16 protein-coding genes are annotated in these 17584 nt (G+C 56.8%); 12 read left to right on the forward strand and 4 right to left on the reverse strand.

The annotated features are described in order from the left end of the window. The first annotated feature begins 11 nt into the window (after positions 1–11). Genes Q1A43_RS11710 through Q1A43_RS11725 form a run of 4 tightly spaced genes read left to right on the forward strand, consistent with a single transcriptional unit; the run spans position 12 to position 4063 of the window. Entirely contained in the window at positions 12–1394 is a 1383-nt protein-coding gene (locus tag Q1A43_RS11710; protein WP_299935293.1) for an FAD-linked oxidase C-terminal domain-containing protein, read from the forward strand. Positions 1395–1413: 19 nt separating this feature from the next. Further along, the gene (locus Q1A43_RS11715; RefSeq protein WP_299935295.1) at positions 1414–2325 is read left to right on the forward strand and encodes a sugar kinase; all 912 of its coding nucleotides are present in this window, start codon (positions 1414–1416) and stop codon (positions 2323–2325) included. 5 nt (positions 2326–2330) lie between these two features. Further along, positions 2331–3296, forward strand: coding sequence for a D-erythronate dehydrogenase (gene denD / locus Q1A43_RS11720; RefSeq protein WP_299935298.1), 966 nt, complete (start codon positions 2331–2333; stop codon positions 3294–3296). Positions 3297–3307: 11 nt separating this feature from the next. Next, positions 3308–4063, forward strand: coding sequence for an SDR family oxidoreductase (locus tag Q1A43_RS11725; RefSeq protein ID WP_299935301.1), 756 nt, complete (start codon positions 3308–3310; stop codon positions 4061–4063). A gap of 18 nt (positions 4064–4081) precedes the next feature. Here Q1A43_RS11725 and Q1A43_RS11730 read toward each other — a convergent pair whose 3' ends face one another. Further along, positions 4082–4861 (reverse strand): 2OG-Fe(II) oxygenase, encoded by a 780-nt coding sequence (locus Q1A43_RS11730; RefSeq protein ID WP_299935302.1) that lies wholly within the window; start codon positions 4859–4861, stop codon positions 4082–4084. A gap of 110 nt (positions 4862–4971) precedes the next feature. On the opposite strand from Q1A43_RS11730, the gene Q1A43_RS11735 reads away from it, so the two are divergent. Beyond that, entirely contained in the window at positions 4972–5886 is a 915-nt protein-coding gene (locus tag Q1A43_RS11735; protein ID WP_299935305.1) for a LysR family transcriptional regulator, read from the forward strand. A gap of 137 nt (positions 5887–6023) precedes the next feature. Beyond that, the gene (locus tag Q1A43_RS11740; RefSeq protein ID WP_299935308.1) at positions 6024–6470 is read left to right on the forward strand and encodes a hypothetical protein; all 447 of its coding nucleotides are present in this window, start codon (positions 6024–6026) and stop codon (positions 6468–6470) included. Between the two features lie 37 nt (positions 6471–6507). Here Q1A43_RS11740 and Q1A43_RS11745 read toward each other — a convergent pair whose 3' ends face one another. Together Q1A43_RS11745 and Q1A43_RS11750 are read right to left on the reverse strand one after the other, a co-directional pair. After that, positions 6508–7449, reverse strand: a complete 942-nt coding sequence (locus Q1A43_RS11745) for a 2-hydroxyacid dehydrogenase (protein WP_299925763.1) — start codon at positions 7447–7449, stop codon at positions 6508–6510. Positions 7450–7458: 9 nt separating this feature from the next. Beyond that, the gene (locus Q1A43_RS11750) at positions 7459–8628 is read right to left on the reverse strand and encodes a pyridoxal phosphate-dependent aminotransferase (RefSeq protein ID WP_299935311.1); all 1170 of its coding nucleotides are present in this window, start codon (positions 8626–8628) and stop codon (positions 7459–7461) included. A gap of 144 nt (positions 8629–8772) precedes the next feature. Here Q1A43_RS11750 and Q1A43_RS11755 point away from each other — a divergent pair, with 144 nt between their 5' ends. Beyond that, positions 8773–10065: a flavin-dependent oxidoreductase gene (locus Q1A43_RS11755; protein ID WP_299935313.1), complete on the forward strand. Its 1293-nt coding sequence runs from the start codon at positions 8773–8775 to the stop codon at positions 10063–10065. Here the strand turns inward: Q1A43_RS11755 and Q1A43_RS11760 are convergent. Beyond that, on the reverse strand, positions 10057–11382 hold the full coding sequence (locus Q1A43_RS11760; RefSeq protein ID WP_299935315.1) for an aspartate aminotransferase family protein: 1326 nt from the start codon (positions 11380–11382) through the stop codon (positions 10057–10059). The genes Q1A43_RS11755 and Q1A43_RS11760 overlap by 9 nt on opposite strands. A 195-nt stretch (positions 11383–11577) precedes the next feature. Here Q1A43_RS11760 and Q1A43_RS11765 point away from each other — a divergent pair, with 195 nt between their 5' ends. From Q1A43_RS11765 to Q1A43_RS11785, 5 genes are all read left to right on the forward strand, one after another. After that, complete coding sequence (locus Q1A43_RS11765; RefSeq protein ID WP_299935317.1) at positions 11578–12438, forward strand: MurR/RpiR family transcriptional regulator; 861 nt, start codon at positions 11578–11580, stop codon at positions 12436–12438. Between the two features lie 47 nt (positions 12439–12485). After that, positions 12486–13451 carry a TAXI family TRAP transporter solute-binding subunit gene (locus tag Q1A43_RS11770; protein WP_299935319.1) on the forward strand — a complete coding sequence of 322 codons (966 nt, stop codon included), beginning with the start codon at positions 12486–12488 and terminating at the stop codon, positions 13449–13451. A 198-nt stretch (positions 13452–13649) separates the two neighbouring features. Next, positions 13650–16280: a TRAP transporter permease gene (locus tag Q1A43_RS11775; RefSeq protein WP_299925778.1), complete on the forward strand. Its 2631-nt coding sequence runs from the start codon at positions 13650–13652 to the stop codon at positions 16278–16280. 13 nt (positions 16281–16293) lie between these two features. Next, a complete protein-coding gene (locus Q1A43_RS11780) occupies positions 16294–16719 on the forward strand; it encodes a universal stress protein (RefSeq protein ID WP_299925781.1) in 426 nt (141 codons plus the stop codon). Positions 16720–16823: 104 nt separating this feature from the next. Beyond that, positions 16824–17513: a fumarylacetoacetate hydrolase family protein gene (locus Q1A43_RS11785; protein WP_299935321.1), complete on the forward strand. Its 690-nt coding sequence runs from the start codon at positions 16824–16826 to the stop codon at positions 17511–17513. Positions 17514–17584: the final 71 nt, after the last annotated feature.

The following is a 17584-nucleotide window of genomic DNA, read 5'->3' on the forward strand; positions in this document are numbered from 1 at the left end:
AGGACCAGACTATGCCCCATGACACCGCGATTGCCGAGCTGAAATCCCTTTTGGGTGACCGACTGGTCTCTAGTCAGGCCGATCGTGACCTTCATGGTCAAAACGAAAGCTATCACCCGACCTTGCTTCCGGATGCAGTGGCCTATCCCGAAACCACGCAAGAGGTCTCGGAAATTGTCAAAATCTGTGCGGCGCATGACTGCCCTGTGACGCCCTATGGCGCGGCAAGTTCGCTAGAAGGGCAACATTTGGCCACCAAAGGCGGCATCAGCCTTGATACCAGCCGCATGAACAAGCTTTTGAACGTAAATGACGAAGATCTGAATGTGGTTGTGCAACCGGGGTTAACGCGGATTGAGTTGAACGAAGAGCTGCGTGCCACCGGCCTGTTTTTCCCGCTTGATCCCGGTGCCAATGCCTCGCTTGGTGGCATGGCGGCGACGCGGGCCTCGGGCACCACGGCGGTGCGCTATGGCACCATGGCTGATAGTGTTTTGGCGCTTGAGGCGGTGATGGCGGATGGCACGATCATCCGCACCGGATCACAGGCGCGCAAATCCTCGACCGGTTATGATCTGACCCACCTTTTGATTGGCTCCGAAGGCACGCTTGGCATCATCACCGAGTTGACCCTGAAACTTCAGGGCATCCCCGAGGCGGCCTCGGCAGCGACCTGTCGATTTGAGAGCGTCGAAGAGGCGGTCAACTGTGTAATCCTGACGATTCAAAGCGGCCTACCGATGGCGCGGATCGAATTGATCGACGAATTGATGGTGCGCGGGTTCAACGTCTATAGCGACGCGGGCCTTCCGGAAAAGCCGCATCTCTTTGTTGAATTTCACGGTACACCAAGCGCGGTGGCCGAACAGGCGGCGTTGTTCGGTGAAATCGCCGAAGACTTTGGCGCAACCGGGTTTGAACACGCCGAAAAGACCGAAGACCGCAACAAGCTTTGGACCATGCGCCACAATGCCCACCATGCCAACAAGGCGCTGGCCCCCGGCAAAGGCATCATTTCGACCGACGTCTGTGTACCGATTTCGAAACTTGCCGAAGCCATTGTCGAAGCCCAAGACAAGGCCCGCGACATGGGACTTAGCTGTGCCATTGTCGGGCACGTCGGCGACGGTAATTACCACTGTGGGCTGAACGTTGACACATCGGACGCCGAGGAAATGAAAACTGCCAAAGCCTTTGTCGGCATTCTGAACGACAGCGCCCTGCGCCTTGGTGGGACAGTCAGCGGTGAACATGGGATCGGCATGGGCAAAACCGCCTATATGCACGCCGAACATGGCCCCGCCCTTGCCTATATGCGCGCCATCAAGACCGCATTGGACCCAAAGGGCATTTTGAATCCGGGCAAAATTTTGCCCGCTACCAACCAACACTGAACGACGGAAAACACCTGATATGAAACGCTTTTTGTGCCTCGGAGAATGTATGGTCGAGCTGGCCCCGACGTCGGACGGGCTTTACCGCATGGGCTATGCCGGGGATACGTTCAATTGTGCTTGGTATGCGCGGCAATTGCTTGGCGATGACTGGGTTGTGCAATATGGCACCGTGGTCGGAGAGGATGCGGCATCCGATGGAATGCTGGCCTATATGGAGGATCACGGCGTTGATACCTCGACCGTGCGTCGGGTGTCTGAGCGCACGGTGGGCTTGTATTCGATCCAACTCAAGGATGGTGAGCGCAGCTTCTCCTATTGGCGGGGTGAGGCGGCAGCACGGCTATTGGCGGATGACGAGGCGTGGCTTGATAGTATTCTGGCCGACCGTCAGGTGATCCAGTTCTCTGGCATTACCTTGGCCATCCTGTCGCCGGAAAAACGCGAGGTTTTGGCCCGCGCCCTGACCCGTGCTCGTGCCGCTGGGGCTTTGGTGGCCTTTGACACCAATCTGCGCCCCAAACTCTGGGAAAGCGAACAGGCGATGCGCGACGGTTTGCTCCTTGGGGCGTCAGTGTCGGATGTGGTGTTGCCAAGCTTTGACGAAGAAGAGGCCTGTTTTGGCGATAAATCCCAGGCGGACACCATCACCCGGTATCGCAATGTTGGGGCCAAGGTGATCGCGGTCAAAAACGGCCCCGATACATGCCATGTTTGGGCGGACGGCGTTGGCGAAAGCCTTGTGACCCCAGCCGCAGTGGCCAAGGTGGTCGACAGCACCGCCGCCGGTGACAGCTTTGCCGGTGGGTTCCTCGTGACTTTGGTCCAAGGGGCCACAGCGGCAGAGGCCACCAAGGAAGCTTCGGAATTGGCAGCACAGGTCATTCAACGGCGCGGCGCGCTGGCCCCTGATATTTTTGGCAAAGGATAGGCGTTATGAAGGTATTGATATTGGGCGGCGGCGGGTTTCTTGGCCGTAAACTGGCACTAAAACTGGCCAAGCGGCAGGAGCTTCGCGGCAAATCAATCGATCAAATGGTTTTGGCCGATATTGTCGACCCCAAGCCGATCGAGGCCCCATTTCCCGTTCACTATCAACCTTGTGACATTTCTAATCCGGCTTCAGTTGCCGATTGTATCGACGCCGAAACGGATGTGATTTACCTTTTGGCGGCCGTGGTCTCGGCCCATGCCGAAGAGGATCTCGATGCCGGGTTAAGCGCCAACATGATGGGTGTTCTGAACGTCTTGGAACGCTGCCGCGCGCTTGGGACCTGCCCCGTTGTGGTCTTTACCTCGTCCATCGCGGTCTTTGGTGGAGACACGCCGCAGCCGTTCAACGACTTTAGCCTGCCCAATCCGCAAACCAGCTATGGCGCGCAAAAGATGATCGGCGAATATCTCGTCACCGATTATTCGCGCCGTGGGTTGATTGATGGGCGTGGCTTTCGCCTTCCGACGATCACCGTGCGCCCCGGCAAACCCAACCGCGCCGCCAGCAGTTTTATGTCGTCGATTTTTCGCGAACCTTTGAACGGGGAGGCCGCCAATTGCCCGGTCGAACCTGATTTTAAACAGCTCTATCTTTCCCCGCGCAAATGCATCGAAAACCTGATCAAAGGGGCCGAGTTACAGGCCGCCGATTTGGGGCAAAACCGCTGTATGACCATGCCGGGTAAGGTGTGGTCGATTGGTCAGATGATCGAGGCGATGACCAATGTCGCCGGACCCGCCGCCGCCACCCGGATCACATGGCAAAAGCAGCCAGAAATCGAAGGCATTCTTAAGGGTTGGCACATGGATATTCGCACCGATCGCGGACTTGCGCTTGGCCTTGAACCCGATGACAGTTTCGAAGACAACATCCGTATCTACCTAGAAGACGACGCGCCGCAATCGTGAAAGGCCACGCCATGAGCAACTTTGCCAACTACCCGTGCTTGAAAGATAAAACCGTATTTATCACCGGCGGGGCCTCGGGGATTGGGGCGGAGATCGTGTCGGCTTTTGCCGCCCAGGGGGCCAAGGTTGGCTTTGTTGACAAGGATGTCGCCGGTGGCGAGGCTTTGGCGGCGAAACTTGGCGGCGATGTGGCCTTTGAGGCGTGTGACTTGCGCGACATCGACAGTTTGAAAGCCGCTTTTGCCAATCTTGCGACGCGCCTTGGCGATGCGCAGGTTCTGGTGAACAATGCGGCGCGCGATGATCGTCATGATTGGCGCGAGGTGACCCCAGAGTATTGGGATGAGCGTCAGCAAACCAACCTCAAACACATGTTCTTTGCGATGCAGGCCGTTGCCCCGGCCATGGTCGCCGCAGGGGCCGGTTCGATCATCAACATGGGGTCAAATTCATGGTGGGAATCGGTGGGCAATTTCCCCGCCTATGCCACCGCCAAAGCCGCCGTACATGGGTTGTCGCGCACCATGGCGCGGGATTTGGGCGATGCGCGCATTCGCGTCAACACTGTGGTGCCCGGCTGGATCATGACCGAGCGCCAAAAAGAGCTTTGGGTGACCCCCGAAGGGCTTGCCGATCATCTCAAAAACCAATGCCTGCCCGACGCCATTGACCCGGTGTACGTGGCGCGCATGGTGCTGTTTTTGGCCTCTGATGATGCCGCCATGTGTACTGGCGGCAACTTTTTCGTCGATGGTGGCTCGGTCTAACCCGAGCCCCTTATTCCGTTACTCGGTACGACCGTAAAATGTCATGCGGGCCTCTGGCGACAGGGACACGCCCGGTTCGGTATTATAGGCCAAGACCGCCAACATACGGGTGCGCGCGCCGTCGTTTGGCGCGACCCGGTGGATCGAGTTACGGCCACGGAAAAACACCAATGTTCCGGCCTCGGCAGTCACCGTGTTGACCTCGGCCTTGCCATCCAGAATGTCGCCAACCGTGTCAAAGCCCATCTCGCCCCCATCAGCGTCGCGCACATCGCTGACATATTCAAACTGTCCGCCCTGTTCCGGTGCTTGCACCATAAGCGTGATCGCAAAGGAAGAGTTGTCAAAATGCCACCCAAGTTCCTGGCCGGTTTTCGCAAAGTGCAAGTTGATCGACGAAAGCGGATCGGCGTATTCATAAAGCGCCTGCTCGCCCAACACCTCACAGAGGAAGCCGCGAAAATCATCAGCGTTATAGAGCGTCCGAAGCGCAGAGTCCGCCGGCATCAGATCATCGGTGATACATCCCTTGGATGAGGTCACCAACCGGTTGCGCGGATGGTCTGGGGCAAAGTCGGGGTCCGGCGCGCTGAGGTAAACCGTATGCTGGGCGGTGGTCGCAAAGACTCTGTCTTCGTTGGCGTGGCCTTCGTCGTGAATGGTCTTGATCGCCTTTGGCGTGACAAAACCCGGCATGCTTAGAATGCCGGTCGCATCATATTCAGCCTTGCAGGCGGCGCGAAAGTCCGGGTCGGCGATTGGATAGGTCGTTAGGTTCACGATCTCAGGGAAATGCATGGCCTGTCCTTTGTGTTGGCGTCATCCCAGTGATAATCGAGATTTAAGATCGGAAAAAATTGTATTATCCAGCCTATTAGGAAAGAAAAATCACTCCAGAAAGTGTCTTGATGAAAATCACCCTGCGCCAATGTCAATATTTTCGCGCCGTCGCCAAAACTGGGGGCATTGCCTCTGCGGCAGAGATCCTTGGCATTTCGCAGCCCGCGATAGCACAGGCGATCCGCAAGCTTGAGGATATGACCGGGTTGATTCTGTTCCGACGTCTTCATGCGCGGGGCATGGAGCTTACTCCGCATGGAGCAGAGTTTTTGCGCCATGTTGAAACCCTTTTGGCTTCGGCGGCGCAGGTAGAACAAGCCGTGACATCCATTGCCGAAAACCGCAGCGGCACGATCAGGTTGGGCTGTTTTCAATCCCTTGCGCCGTTTTGCTTGGCCCAGATTGTTCGCGGATACAAAAACCGCGCGCCCGGCGTTGTGTTGGAGGTGTGCGAAATGCTGCAACATGACTTGACCGACGCGCTTGTCGCCAATGAGCTTGACCTCGCGATCCTCTATGATCTTGGCTTGGACCCCGGCCACCTTGCGTGGCACACGCTGGCCGCTGCCGAACCCTATCTAATCGTGCCTCCGGGCCATCGGCTTGATCGCCGCCACCCTGCATCGCTGACCGAGTTGAAAGGCGAGGATTTCATTCTTTTCGATGCCCCGCAAAGCCGAGAGTATTTTTATGCAATTTTTGCAAAACATGGGATCAGACCGCAGATAGCCTTTCGATCGGCCTCGATTGAATCGGTCCGATGTAGCGTCGCTCAGGGCTTGGGCGTGTCCATTTTGTCGATGCGCCCGGCGTCAAATGACACCTATGACGGTAACCGGGTTGTCCCGATCAAACTGCGCGACGATCTCCCTCCGACGCCAATTGTGATGGCCTATCGCGCCGATCCAAGGCCCAGCGCCTTGGCCGAGCCCCTTATCGAGTATTGCGGGGAGGTTTTCGCGAGGATGGGCCATTTCAGCTAGACCAACCTGAAAAGCACAAAAGATCACATTGTTCAGAGCCTTGGATTGACGAGAAACTTGCCCCGCCCGATAAGCCAGTAACTGGTTACAAAATTTGGGAAATACCCCGGGGCAAGACCCTTTTATGAGGTGAGTTTATGACTTTGAGATTGAGTGCGGCGCAGGTTTTCGCCAAGGCCCTTATCGGCACCTGTTTGTTGAGTATCGCAGGCTGTGCCCAGCCCCCCGGCCCCTCCATTCCCCAACACGAAAGCGCCAGCCTTGCCGAGGCGAAAGCCGCTCTCGAGAGCTGTTCTTCCTACGCCTATAGCGGCGGCAACGCGGCTGTGGCGGCCAATTATGTCGCTGGGACAGCCTTTGGCAGTATTCTCGTTGGCCCAATCGTCGTTGCCTCGAACCAACAGAATATTCGCAAACGTGGTGAGGCCGGTGCCGTCGACAATTGCCTTGCGCGGCACGGGTACACGCGGCGCGAGCTAAGTGATGCCGAGCTTCATATGCTCAACAAGCTCGGCCCCTATGGGCGTGAAAAACTTCTGGATCACTTGATCGGTGGCGGCACCTTGGAGACTTACGTCAACTGACCAAGGAACCGCCCGGTTTCTTTAGTTCGCTATTTTTTTAGTTCACCGGGGTCAGCAGCGCATCGCCTGCCAAAAACGCCGCGATATTATCGTGTTGTAACATGGCCATGGCGGTGCGGGTTTCCACGGTGCCCGACCCCTGATGCGGTTGGAGAACCACGTTATCAAGCGCGGCAAAGCGCGGGTCGATATTGGGTTCATTCAGGAACACATCAAGCCCCGCCCCGGCTATCGCTCCGCTTTCCAAAGCGTCCAAAAGCGCCGCTTCGTCCACCGTTGTGCCGCGCGAGATGTTGATGACAACACCCCGTGGGCCAAGCGCGGCAATCGCCTCGGCCGAAACATGTTTTTCGGTCTCTTTGCCACCAACAAGAGCGATCACCAGAAAATCGACCGCCGCCGCCAGAGACACCACATCAGAATGATAGGTCCAGCCCGGCGTGTCTTTTTGAGAGCGTGAGCTATAGTGAATGTCCATCTTGAACGCCGCCAAACGGTCGGCGATTTCGCGACCAATGCGCCCCAAGCCGACGATCCCGACAGTCGACCCAGACGCTTTGCGGTTCAAGGGAAGCTCTCCTTCCTTAGCCCAAAGGCCCGACCGCGCCCGCGCCTCGCCGACGATCATGTTTCGCGATTGCGCCAGCAACATTGCCACGGCCAAATCGGCGACATCGTCGTTCAAAACGTCCGGTGTGTTGGTCACTTTGATACCACGCGCCGAAGCGGCGGTGACGTCGATGGCATCATAGCCAACACCGAAATTGGCGATCACACCAAGATTGGGCATCTGGTCCATGATCTCGGCCCCCAGCGGCATATGCCCTTTGAACGCCAGCGCGGTGATGCCCGCCCGCGTGGATGCGTCGATTGCGGAGACTTCATCGGCTTTCATCGCCGCAACCGTGTCAAACGCCCCGTCCAAACGAGCCCGTTCTTCGGCAGTGAACCCCGCCCCCAATAGCAATACGTTGGTCATGGTGCCTCCTCAGAGCAGTTTGGAAATGCGCGACAGCGCTTCGGTGATATTTTCGGCGGAATTGGCGTAGGAAAAGCGCAGATACCCCTCGCCCCAAGCGCCAAAGGACGTGCCTGCAACCGTGGCCACACCGGCCTCGTCCAGAAACTTGTCTTGCGCCTGTTTTGCAGTCAGCCCAGTGCCCTCGATATTGGGGAAGGCATAAAACGCCCCCGCCGCATCAGCGCAGCGCACACCGGGCAAGGCATTCAACCCATCGACGATGATTTGGCGACGTTTGTCGAATTGGGCGACCATATCCCGGACCGCGTCTTGGGGGCCATTTAGTGCGGCGATCCCGGCGAACTGGGTTGCCGCATTCACACAAGAATGGTCGTTGATACAAAGCCGCGTGACGTGATCAACACAAGCATCCGGCCACACTGCATAGCCAAGGCGCCAACCGGTCATCGCATAGGTTTTCGACCAGCCATCCAGCATGATCAAACGGTCACGAATTTCAGGATATTGCAGCAGGCTAACGTGTTCACGCCCGCCGTAAAGCATGTTGGAGTAAATCTCATCCGACATCAACGCGACGCTGGGATGCGCCTCTAGCCCTTTGACAAGTTTGTCGATTTCGGCGCGCGGGGTGACCCCACCGGTCGGGTTGGCGGGCGAGTTGATAATGATCAGGCTGGTCTTGTCAGTGATCTGGCCCAACACCTCGTCAGCCGAAAAGGCAAAACCATTTTCCTCTTTCAAGGCAATGGGAACCGGCGTCGCGCCGGAATAGCGGATCACGCTTTCATAGATCGGAAAGCCGGGGTTGGGGTACATGATTTCCGCGTCGGGTTGGCCGAACATCATCACCGCAAAGAACATCGTCGGCTTGCCGCCGGGCACCACAACGACATTGTCAGGGTTGACCTCAACTTCATGGCGGCGGTGCAAATCGGCGGCCACGGCCTCGCGCAGTGCGGGCAATCCGTTAGCCGGTGTATAGCCGTGATGCCCATCGCGCAGCGCTTTGATTCCGGCCTCGACGATATGATCCGGCGTCTGAAAATCCGGCTGCCCAATGCCGAGGTTGATGATGTCCTGCCCTTGGGCGGCCAATTGTTGGGCCCGCGCCAAAACCATAAAGGCCGATTCCGTGCCCAACCGCGACAGGCTTTTGGCAAATTTCAGCTGTGTCATGCTGCTCCCCCACATTTTCGCACGCAATCTTGCGACGTTTGGATTTGGTATACCAGTCGCGATTATCTTCGCAATTGCGAAAAACCGGTTGCACTGCCCCGGCGGCCGCATTTGAGTGACACGAAAGAAGACGGGAGAGCCAGAATGAAACAACCACGTGTCTTGATCGCCGGGGGCGGCATTGGTGGATTGGCATTGGCGCTGTCGCTACATGAGGTCGGCGTTCCGTTCCGGATTTATGAATCCACGCGTGAGTTGAAACCGCTTGGTGTTGGCATCAACCTGCAACCCAATGCGGTGCGTGAGCTAGATGATATGGGCATGGGCGAAAGCCTGCTGTCCAAGGTCGGGCTTCATCTCAAGGAATGGGCGCTTGTCGGGTTAAACGGCAAGGATATTCATGCCGAACCACGTGGGTTTGCAGCGGGTTATGACTGGCCTCAATACTCGGTGCACCGAGGCCAGTTTCACATGGCGCTCTATGATGAGTTGATCAAACGCGCCGGGCGACGCTGTGTTCGGCTGGGCGTTAAGGCCAAGGCCTACAAGATCAACAGCGATAGCACCGTGTCCCTGACGGTTGAAACACGCGATGGCGTTGTCGCGGAAGAAACCGGAACCGTGTTGATTGGGGCCGATGGCATTCATTCCACTGTTCGCGCCCAAATGCACCCGGATCAGCCGCCCATCCATTGGGGCGGCACGCTGATGTGGCGCGGCACCACTCAGGCGAAACCCTTTCGAACCGGCGCGTCCTTCATCGGCTTGGGGACACACCGCCAGCGCATGGTGATGTACCCGATTTCTCCGGCGGACCCGGAAACAGGGTTGGCAACCATCAACTGGATTGCAGAAACCGTGACCGATACCGCGTCAGAGCGACAGCGCAACAGCTGGTTCCGCCCGGTTGAGATCGACAGCTTTGTCCATCATTTCGACCATTTCCGATATGATTGGCTAGATGTTCCGACGTTGATCAGCGGGGCAAAAGAGGCCTTTGAAAATCCGATGATTGACCGCGACCCGATCCCGACATGGGTCGATGGCCCCGTTGCATTGTTGGGTGACGCCGCGCATCCAATGTATCCAACCGGGTCAAATGGTGCGAGCCAAGCCATTATGGACGCCCGCATTTTGACCCGGCATTTCCTTGATCACGGGCTTAATCCAACGGCTTTAAACGCCTTTAACGATGAGCTTTGCGCCCCATTGAGCGAGCTTGTGTTGCGCAATCGCGGCTCTGGTCCTTTTGGGCTTTTGGAGATGGTCCAGAGCCGGTGTGATGGTGTCTTTGATGATATCGACGACGTCATAAGCCCCGAAGAACGTGAGGCATTTTTGAAACGCTACAAAACCGCAGCAGGCTATTCACGAGATCAGCTTAACGCCGCCTCCCGCCGCATTAGCGAGGGGGAGACGGTGGATTTGTCACGCTAGATCAATTGATTGCAGGGCCAAGTCCAGCTTGTCGACCAATTCATCCAGCTGGGCATCTTGCAAGATAAATGGCGGAGCCAAGAGAACATGATCACCGTTGCGGCCATCAACCGTGCCGCCCATCGGGTAGCAGATCAACCCGTTGGCAAAGGTGGCTTTCTTGAGTTGCGCATTGACCCCAAGGGACGGATCGAAGGTGGCCTTGGTTTCGCGGTCTTTCACCAATTCCAACCCAAGGAATAACCCGCGCCCACGAATATCACCAACATGCGGGTGTTGTCCAAATCGATCCTCAAGGCGGGCCCGCAGCCCATCGCCCAAGGCTGTGACCTTGGATAAAACGCTCTGATCTATCAGCCGTTCAAGCACCGCCCCTGCTGCTGCGCAGGCGACGGGATGGCCGATATAGGTATGCCCATGTTGGAAAAATCCGCTTCCTTGGGCAATGGCATCATAGATCTTGCCACTGCAAAGCATCGCGCCGATCGGTTGGTATCCGGCCCCCAACCCTTTGGCCACGGTACAGATATCCGGGCTAATGCCATCTTGTTCACTGGCAAATAGCGTCCCTGTCCGCCCCATGCCGCACATAACCTCGTCAAGGATTAACAAAATGCCATGTCGGTCACAAATCTCGCGGATACGTTTGTAATAATTGGCGACGGGTGGCACCGCGCCCAAGGTTGCGCCGACAACCGGTTCGGCAACAAAGGCCATGATCGTCCCGGCCCCATGCCTGTCGATTTCATGTTCCAGCTCGGCAATCAAACGGTCGCAATACTCCGCCACGGTCTCGCCGCAATGTTGCCCGCGATAAGCGTAGCAGGCCGAGACGTGGCTAACCTCCATCAACAATGGCGCAAAGGGCTCGCGGCGCCACGCGTTGCCGCCGGTTGCCAATGCGCCAAGCGTGTTGCCATGATAGCTTTGTTGCCGCGCGATAATGCGGGTGCGGTTCGGTTGTCCGATTTCTAAGAAGTATTGGCGCGCCAATTTCAACGCCGCCTCCACCGCCTCGGACCCACCTGACACGAAATAGACCCGGTCCAGTCCCTCTGGTGCATGCTGTATCAATTTGTCGGCCAATGCTTCGGCCGGATCCGAGGTGAAAAACCCGGTATGGGCAAAGGCGACTCTGTCTATCTGGGCGCGAATCGCAGTCGCGACATGCGGGTCAGAATGGCCCAAACACGACACGGCCGCGCCCCCAGACCCATCCAAATAGGCCTTGCCCTCTTTGTCATACAAATACGGCCCATCCCCATGTGACACTACGGGTGGTGGATTTTGGGTGTGGCGGGAAAAAACGTGGCTCATTCGGTATTTACCTCATTGAGTTAAGGCGAAAACCCCAGACATTCGGGGCGGTATCAGGTGCACAACGACGAGAAACACATCGCAAAAACGCGATCTTCCCCCGTGTCGGAAACGACTCATGAAACAAACGTTTCACTTGTTGACTTGTGGTAAAACAAATGAAAAGTTCGTGTCAAGGGAGAGGGATTCGAACGTTTGACGAGTCGTTTAGAGGATCGCATCGGTGAAAATTACAGCGACCTGAGTGCCAAGCTCAGAGACGCTGCCGATTATGTTGCGGCCAATCAATTGGCCGTGGCGACACGCTCGTTGCGGGCCGTGTCGGGCGAAAGCGGTGTGTCGCCGGCAACCTTATCGCGTCTGGCGCGCAACCTCGGATTTGCGGATTACGAAAGCCTACGCGATCTTTGCCGAAACGCAGTTGAAACCCGCAGCACCCCCTTTGCAGAGCGTGCCGAACGCCTCAAACAAGACCCGACCTCAAAAGACACAATACCAGACCGCCAATTTGCCGCCTGTATCAACAACATCGCGAAGCTGGCGGAGACGGTGAACCGCACCCGATTGCAAAACGCGGTAGATGCGTTGCATTCCGCACGGCAGGTCGTGTTGCTTGGGGCCTTTGGATCGACTGGAATCGTCGAGTATTTGGCCTATCTAGCCGACTATTTTAACTCGAACTGGAAACTTGCCGGGCGCATGGGGGCCTCTCTTGGTCCAACCCTAAGCGACCTGGGCGAAGGCGATGTTTTGCTGGCGGTGACAAAATCACCCTACACACGCCGAACAGTTCTGGCAGCGGAAATGGCCCAAAAAGCCGGGGCCGAAACGGTCATCATAACCGATAGCCACGCTTGCCCTGCAAATAAGTTCGCCGATTATTCCTTTATCATTCCATCCGAGAGCCCGCAGTTTTTCTCATCTTATGCGGCGACACTCTCGCTGTTGGAAACCATGGTGGCTATGCTGGTAGCGCAATCGGGCGACTCGGCGAGTCAAAAGATCAAGGATGTTGAACAGAGACATCAACAGCTTGGAGAGTTTTGGGGAGGCTAGTGCCTCTTTGAAAAGAAAATACACTCATCAATTAGGGAGCTATAATAATGATGAACAAACTGAAACTGGCAGGGGCGGCACTGGTCGCATCCGCAACCCTCACCACAGGTGCAGCCGCTCAAGAATTCATTTCCATCGGAACCGGCGGCGTCACTGGCGTTTACTATCCAACAGGTGGCGCGATCTGCCGTCTGGTGAACAAGTCGCGCAAAGAGCACGGCATCCGTTGCGCGGTCGAGTCCACAGGTGGGTCGGTCTACAATATCAACACCATCAAAGCTGGGGAGCTTGAGTTCGGTGTTGCGCAGTCTGATTGGCAGTACCACGCCTATAACGGCACCTCGAAGTTTGCTGACAACCCGTTCCCAGAAGTGCGCGCCGTGTTCTCGGTCCACCCTGAGCCCTTCACTTTGATCGTACGTGCCGACAGCGGCATCACCGATTTCGCCAGCCTTGCGGGCAAGCGGGTGAACGTTGGTAACCCCGGGTCCGGTCAGCGCGCGACAATGGAAGTTGTCATGGGCGCCCACGGCATCGCCATGGACGATCTGGCACTGGCGACCGAGTACAAAGGCTCGGAAATGGCCAAGCAGCTTTGTGACGGCAACATCGACGCGATGATCTACACCATCGGTCACCCAGCGGCGGCGATCAAAGAAGCCACCACAACCTGTGATGCGGTTCTGGTGTCGGTCACCGGCGAAGCGATCGACAAACTAGTTGCTGATAACCCGTTCTACCGCAAAGCCACCATCCCCGGCGGCATGTATGCGGGCACCGATGGCGACACCGAAACATTCGGCGTTGGCGCGACATTCGTGACATCGGCCAATGTGCCTGAGAACGTGGTTTATGTTGTTGCGAAATCCGTAATGGAAAACATCGAAGATTTCCGCCAGCTGCACCCGGCGTTCGCCAACCTCAAGGCCGAAGAAATGGTCAAGGATGGTCTGTCTGCACCACTGCATGACGGCGCGGCCAAAGCCTATAAAGAACTGGGTCTGGTTGACTAATCCGACCTGAACCTATTGCGCCCGGGGCACTCTGCTCCGGGCGTTTGATAATGGGGCCGGGCAACGTATCCGGACCTTGGCGTAGCAAGTGACCTCTCAACCCGCGCACAAATTCCGTGCACGGAATTTACAAAATCCATGCATGGATTTTGGGGCCTCGCCGCACCGTTCCAACACAAATTTCGACAGGGGACATTTATGACTGACGAAAGCCAAGTTGCCCGCAGCGCGGACGATATGGTTGCCGAGGCCGATACCGGCGCGCGCAACCCGTCCATCGCATGGCAGGCCAAACTGATTATCGGAACCTGCATCGTCTGGTCCCTATTTCAGCTCTATATCGCCTCCAAAGTGCCCGGTGTTGTAGCCCAGGCCACCGGCATGAACATCTTTGCCAATATCGTCGCACAGGCCCGTTACGTGCACTTGGCCTTTGCCATCATGTTGGCCACTCTGGCCTTCCCGCTTACCGCATCTTCGCCCAAGGATCGCATTCCCGCCTATGACTGGGCGCTAGTTATCCTTGGCGTCTCCTCTTGCCTCTACCTCGTTGTTTTCCGACACCAAATTGCGGATCGCCCCGGCCTTTGGAGCACAACAGACATCACCATGTCGGCCATTGGCATGGGCGTTTTGATGATCTCGGTCTACCGTTCCCTTGGCTTACCTCTGGTTATCATCGCCTCTTCTTTTGTGCTCTTTGCCTTCTTTGGCGGCTATTCGGAATGGGCGCGCAACATCACCAACTATGGCGGTGCATCCCTGTCCAAGGCACTTGGCCATTACTGGATGCAGACCGAAGGCGTGTTTGGCGTTGCCCTAGGTGTCTCGACCACGATGATCTTCCTCTTCGTGCTATTTGGCGCGTTGCTTGATCGCGCGGGCGGTGGCAACTGGTTCATCAAGGTCGCGATCTCTTTGCTTGGTGCCCTGCGTGGCGGCCCTGCGAAAGCCTCGGTTCTCTCTTCGATGATGACCGGCATGATTTCCGGGTCTTCGATCGCCAACACAGTAACCACTGGCACCTTCACTATCCCGCTGATGAAGCGCATCGGCTTCCCGGCTGAAAAAGCCGGCGCTGTCGAAGTGGCCTCTTCCACCAATGGTCAGCTCACCCCGCCCGTGATGGGCGCGGCGGCGTTCTTGATGGTCGAATACGTCAACATTCCCTATATCGACGTGGTCAAACACGCCTTTCTTCCGGCGGTGATTTCCTACATCGCGTTGCTCTATATTGTGCATCTCGAAAGCCTGAAAATGGGTCTTGAGGGGCTCAAGAAAGAAGGCCGCAAGATCGGTGTCATCATGATCATGATCCTGTTCTTGTCAGGCTTCATTTTCCTTGGCATCTGCACATTCCTGATGATTGGGTTGCGCGCCATTCTGGACCCGGTTCTGGGCGATTCAATTTATGCCGCCGTGGCCCTTGTCGCGGTCATATATGTGTTCCTTGTCGCAATCGCCGCCAAATATCCTGATCTCGAAATGGATGATCCAAACGCACCGGTCCCGGCCGCGCCGCGTTTGACCCCCACCTTGTTGGGCGGTCTTTACTTCTCGCTGCCGATCTTCATTTTGGTCTGGAACCTGATGGTGCGCACCGACAGTCTTGAACGTCTGTCCCCTGCCCTCTCGGCCTTTTGGGCCACGATCTTTATGATCATCGTGGCGCTCACCCATCGCCCCCTCAAAGCGTTCTTTCGCGGCGAAGGTCATGCAGCCGAACTCGTTGCCGGATGGGGGGACTTTGTCCAAGGTCTGATCTTAGGCGCGCGCAATATGATTGGGATCGGCGTCGCCACCGGGGCCGCCGGTGTCATCGTTGGCACCATTAGCCTCACCGGCGCGCATCAGGTCATTGGTCAGGTGATTGAAACCATCGCTGGCGGCAACCTGATCATCCTGTTGTTGCTTGTCGCAGTGCTATCGCTGATCCTCGGGATGGGTCTGCCGACCACGGCAAACTACATCGTTGTGTCTAGCCTGATGGCCCCGGTCATCGTCTCGGTTGGCGCGCAATCCGGCCTTATCGTTCCCTTGATCGCGGTGCACATGTTTGTGTTCTATTTCGGGATCTTAGCGGATGATACCCCGCCCGTGGGGCTTGCCGCCTACGCTGCGGCGGCAATCTCTCGCGGCGACCCAATCAAAACTGGTATCCAAGGCTTTGGCTATGACATCCGAACCGCTTTGTTGCCGTTTATGTTCATCTTCAACACCGACCTGTTGTTGATCGATGTCGGCTTTGGCAAGGCGGTGTTGGTGTTCTTCATCTCGCTCATTGCGATGCTGATCTTTGCCGCCGCGACCCAAGGGTATTTCTTTGCCAAATCGCGCAAATGGGAAAGCGCAGCCTTGCTCTTTATCGCTTTCATGCTGTTTAGGCCCGACTTCTTCCTTGATCAGGTCAGCCCAAAATACACCGCAGCAGAAGGCCCAGCCGGCATCACATTGATGGATGGTGCGCCAAGCGATCAATTGGTGCGCTTGACCGTTGCTGGCCCAGACTTTGACACCGCAATTGTGCGCCCAACCACCGTGACGGTACCGGCAATCAACGGCGATGCCATGGCAGCCTTGCAGGCCCAAGGCCTGACCGTGATCGAAGAAGATGGCAAGCTGCTGCTCGAGGAACCCTTCCCCGGCACGCCGCACTTTGGCACCATCGGGTCTGAGTATGACTACTATGGTGACGACCCGGTTGTTGTGACCATGGTTCAGGTCGAAAATGACCGCATGCCCAAAGAGCTGTTCTTTATCCCGGCGCTTTTGTTGTTGCTTGGGGTCATCATGATCCAGCGACCACGCGCCACCCAACCCGCGTTCTAAGTGAGGAAGACCCATGTTTGAGAAAATCCTACTAGCTGTCGACCTTAACCAGAGCAAAGGCAAACGGCGCACCGCGGATGCGGCGATCCAACTGGCACAGACCAATGGGGCAGAGCTGCATGTCCTTACGGTCTTGCCAGACACCGGCATGCCCGTGGTCAGCATGTCCTTGCCCAAAGATCACACCGATCAGATCAAGGCCGAGGCGGCGCAAGCTTTGGCGAAATGGGGTGAGGATGTGATCCCGGCGGAGCTGCAAACCGTTCTGCACGTTGGTCAGGGCACAATCTATGACCAGATCATCAAGTTCGCCAATTCGGTTGGAGCCGATGCGATTGTGATTGGGGCGCATAGCCCTGAACTCAAAGACTATCTTGTTGGGCCCAACTCGGCCCGTGTGGTGCGCCATGCCACACAATCCGTCTTTGTGATCCGCTGATCACGCGGGCGCGCGGTCTTGACCCTGTGCCCTTAGGCGATACACACCTATTAAGGCCCCAGCTTCGGCTCGGGGCCTTTTCTTTGAAATGGAAAGGCCCGTGCATGTCTTTTGTTTTTGACCCAGCCCCAACCGCGTCGCTTGCGGTCGCCGGGGACGACGCCCGTTTTCCTGTTCGGCGCATTTTCTGTGTCGGTCGCAACTACGCCGCCCACGCTCGCGAAATGGGCAAAGACCCGGATCGTGAACCACCGTTCTTTTTCACCAAACCGGCGGATGCAGTTGTGGCAGGCGGGCAATCACTGCCTTTTCCCAGTCGGACGCAAAACCTGCATTACGAAGCCGAATTGGTTGTGTGCTTGGGCAGTGGCGGCGCGGATATCTCCGAGGCCGATGCCCTAAACCATGTCTGGGGCTATGCGACCGGCAATGATCTAACCCGTCGTGATATGCAGGCCGAGGCCAAAAAGATGGGCCGTCCTTGGGATATGGCCAAGGGGTTTGATCAATCGGCTTTGATCGGACCGGTGTACCCGGTGGCCAAAACTGGACACTTCGAAAAAGGCACCATCACCCTTGCGGTGAACGGAGAAGAGAAGCAGCACGGCGATCTGGCGGATATGATCTGGTCTGTTCCTGAGGTGATTTCGATCCTGTCGACCTATGTGGCTCTGGAAGCTGGTGATTTGATCATGACCGGTACGCCTGCCGGTGTGGGTGCGCTAGAACCGGGCGACACTTGCGTTGTGTCCATCGACGGCTTGCCTGAGCTGGGCTTTCAATACAGCGCTTAAAACGAAATTCTGCCAGCGTCCCATGAAATGGCACTGTCTCTATGGTCTGTCATGGCAAAACCGAGCGCCGT

This window comes from uncultured Pelagimonas sp., from assembly GCF_947498515.1.
GTDB lineage: Bacteria > Pseudomonadota > Alphaproteobacteria > Rhodobacterales > Rhodobacteraceae > Pelagimonas.

What these genes read in the sequence shown, in the direction of transcription:
- Q1A43_RS11785 (WP_299935321.1), top strand. Translation starts at nt 16,824, where the DNA reads ATGTCTTTTGTTTTTGACCCAGCCCCAACCGCGTCGCTTGCGGTCGCC.
- Q1A43_RS11755 (WP_299935313.1), top strand. Translation starts at nt 8,773, where the DNA reads ATGAAACAACCACGTGTCTTGATCGCCGGGGGCGGCATTGGTGGATTG.
- Q1A43_RS11730 (WP_299935302.1), bottom strand. Translation starts at nt 4,861, where the DNA reads ATGCATTTCCCTGAGATCGTGAACCTAACGACCTATCCAATCGCCGAC.
- Q1A43_RS11725 (WP_299935301.1), top strand. Translation starts at nt 3,308, where the DNA reads ATGAGCAACTTTGCCAACTACCCGTGCTTGAAAGATAAAACCGTATTT.
- Q1A43_RS11775 (WP_299925778.1), top strand. Translation starts at nt 13,650, where the DNA reads ATGACTGACGAAAGCCAAGTTGCCCGCAGCGCGGACGATATGGTTGCC.
- Q1A43_RS11740 (WP_299935308.1), top strand. Translation starts at nt 6,024, where the DNA reads ATGACTTTGAGATTGAGTGCGGCGCAGGTTTTCGCCAAGGCCCTTATC.
- Q1A43_RS11715 (WP_299935295.1), top strand. Translation starts at nt 1,414, where the DNA reads ATGAAACGCTTTTTGTGCCTCGGAGAATGTATGGTCGAGCTGGCCCCG.
- Q1A43_RS11735 (WP_299935305.1), top strand. Translation starts at nt 4,972, where the DNA reads ATGAAAATCACCCTGCGCCAATGTCAATATTTTCGCGCCGTCGCCAAA.
- Q1A43_RS11770 (WP_299935319.1), top strand. Translation starts at nt 12,486, where the DNA reads ATGATGAACAAACTGAAACTGGCAGGGGCGGCACTGGTCGCATCCGCA.
- denD (WP_299935298.1), top strand. Translation starts at nt 2,331, where the DNA reads ATGAAGGTATTGATATTGGGCGGCGGCGGGTTTCTTGGCCGTAAACTG.
- Q1A43_RS11750 (WP_299935311.1), bottom strand. Translation starts at nt 8,628, where the DNA reads ATGACACAGCTGAAATTTGCCAAAAGCCTGTCGCGGTTGGGCACGGAA.
- Q1A43_RS11710 (WP_299935293.1), top strand. Translation starts at nt 12, where the DNA reads ATGCCCCATGACACCGCGATTGCCGAGCTGAAATCCCTTTTGGGTGAC.
- Q1A43_RS11745 (WP_299925763.1), bottom strand. Translation starts at nt 7,449, where the DNA reads ATGACCAACGTATTGCTATTGGGGGCGGGGTTCACTGCCGAAGAACGG.
- Q1A43_RS11780 (WP_299925781.1), top strand. Translation starts at nt 16,294, where the DNA reads ATGTTTGAGAAAATCCTACTAGCTGTCGACCTTAACCAGAGCAAAGGC.
- Q1A43_RS11760 (WP_299935315.1), bottom strand. Translation starts at nt 11,382, where the DNA reads ATGAGCCACGTTTTTTCCCGCCACACCCAAAATCCACCACCCGTAGTG.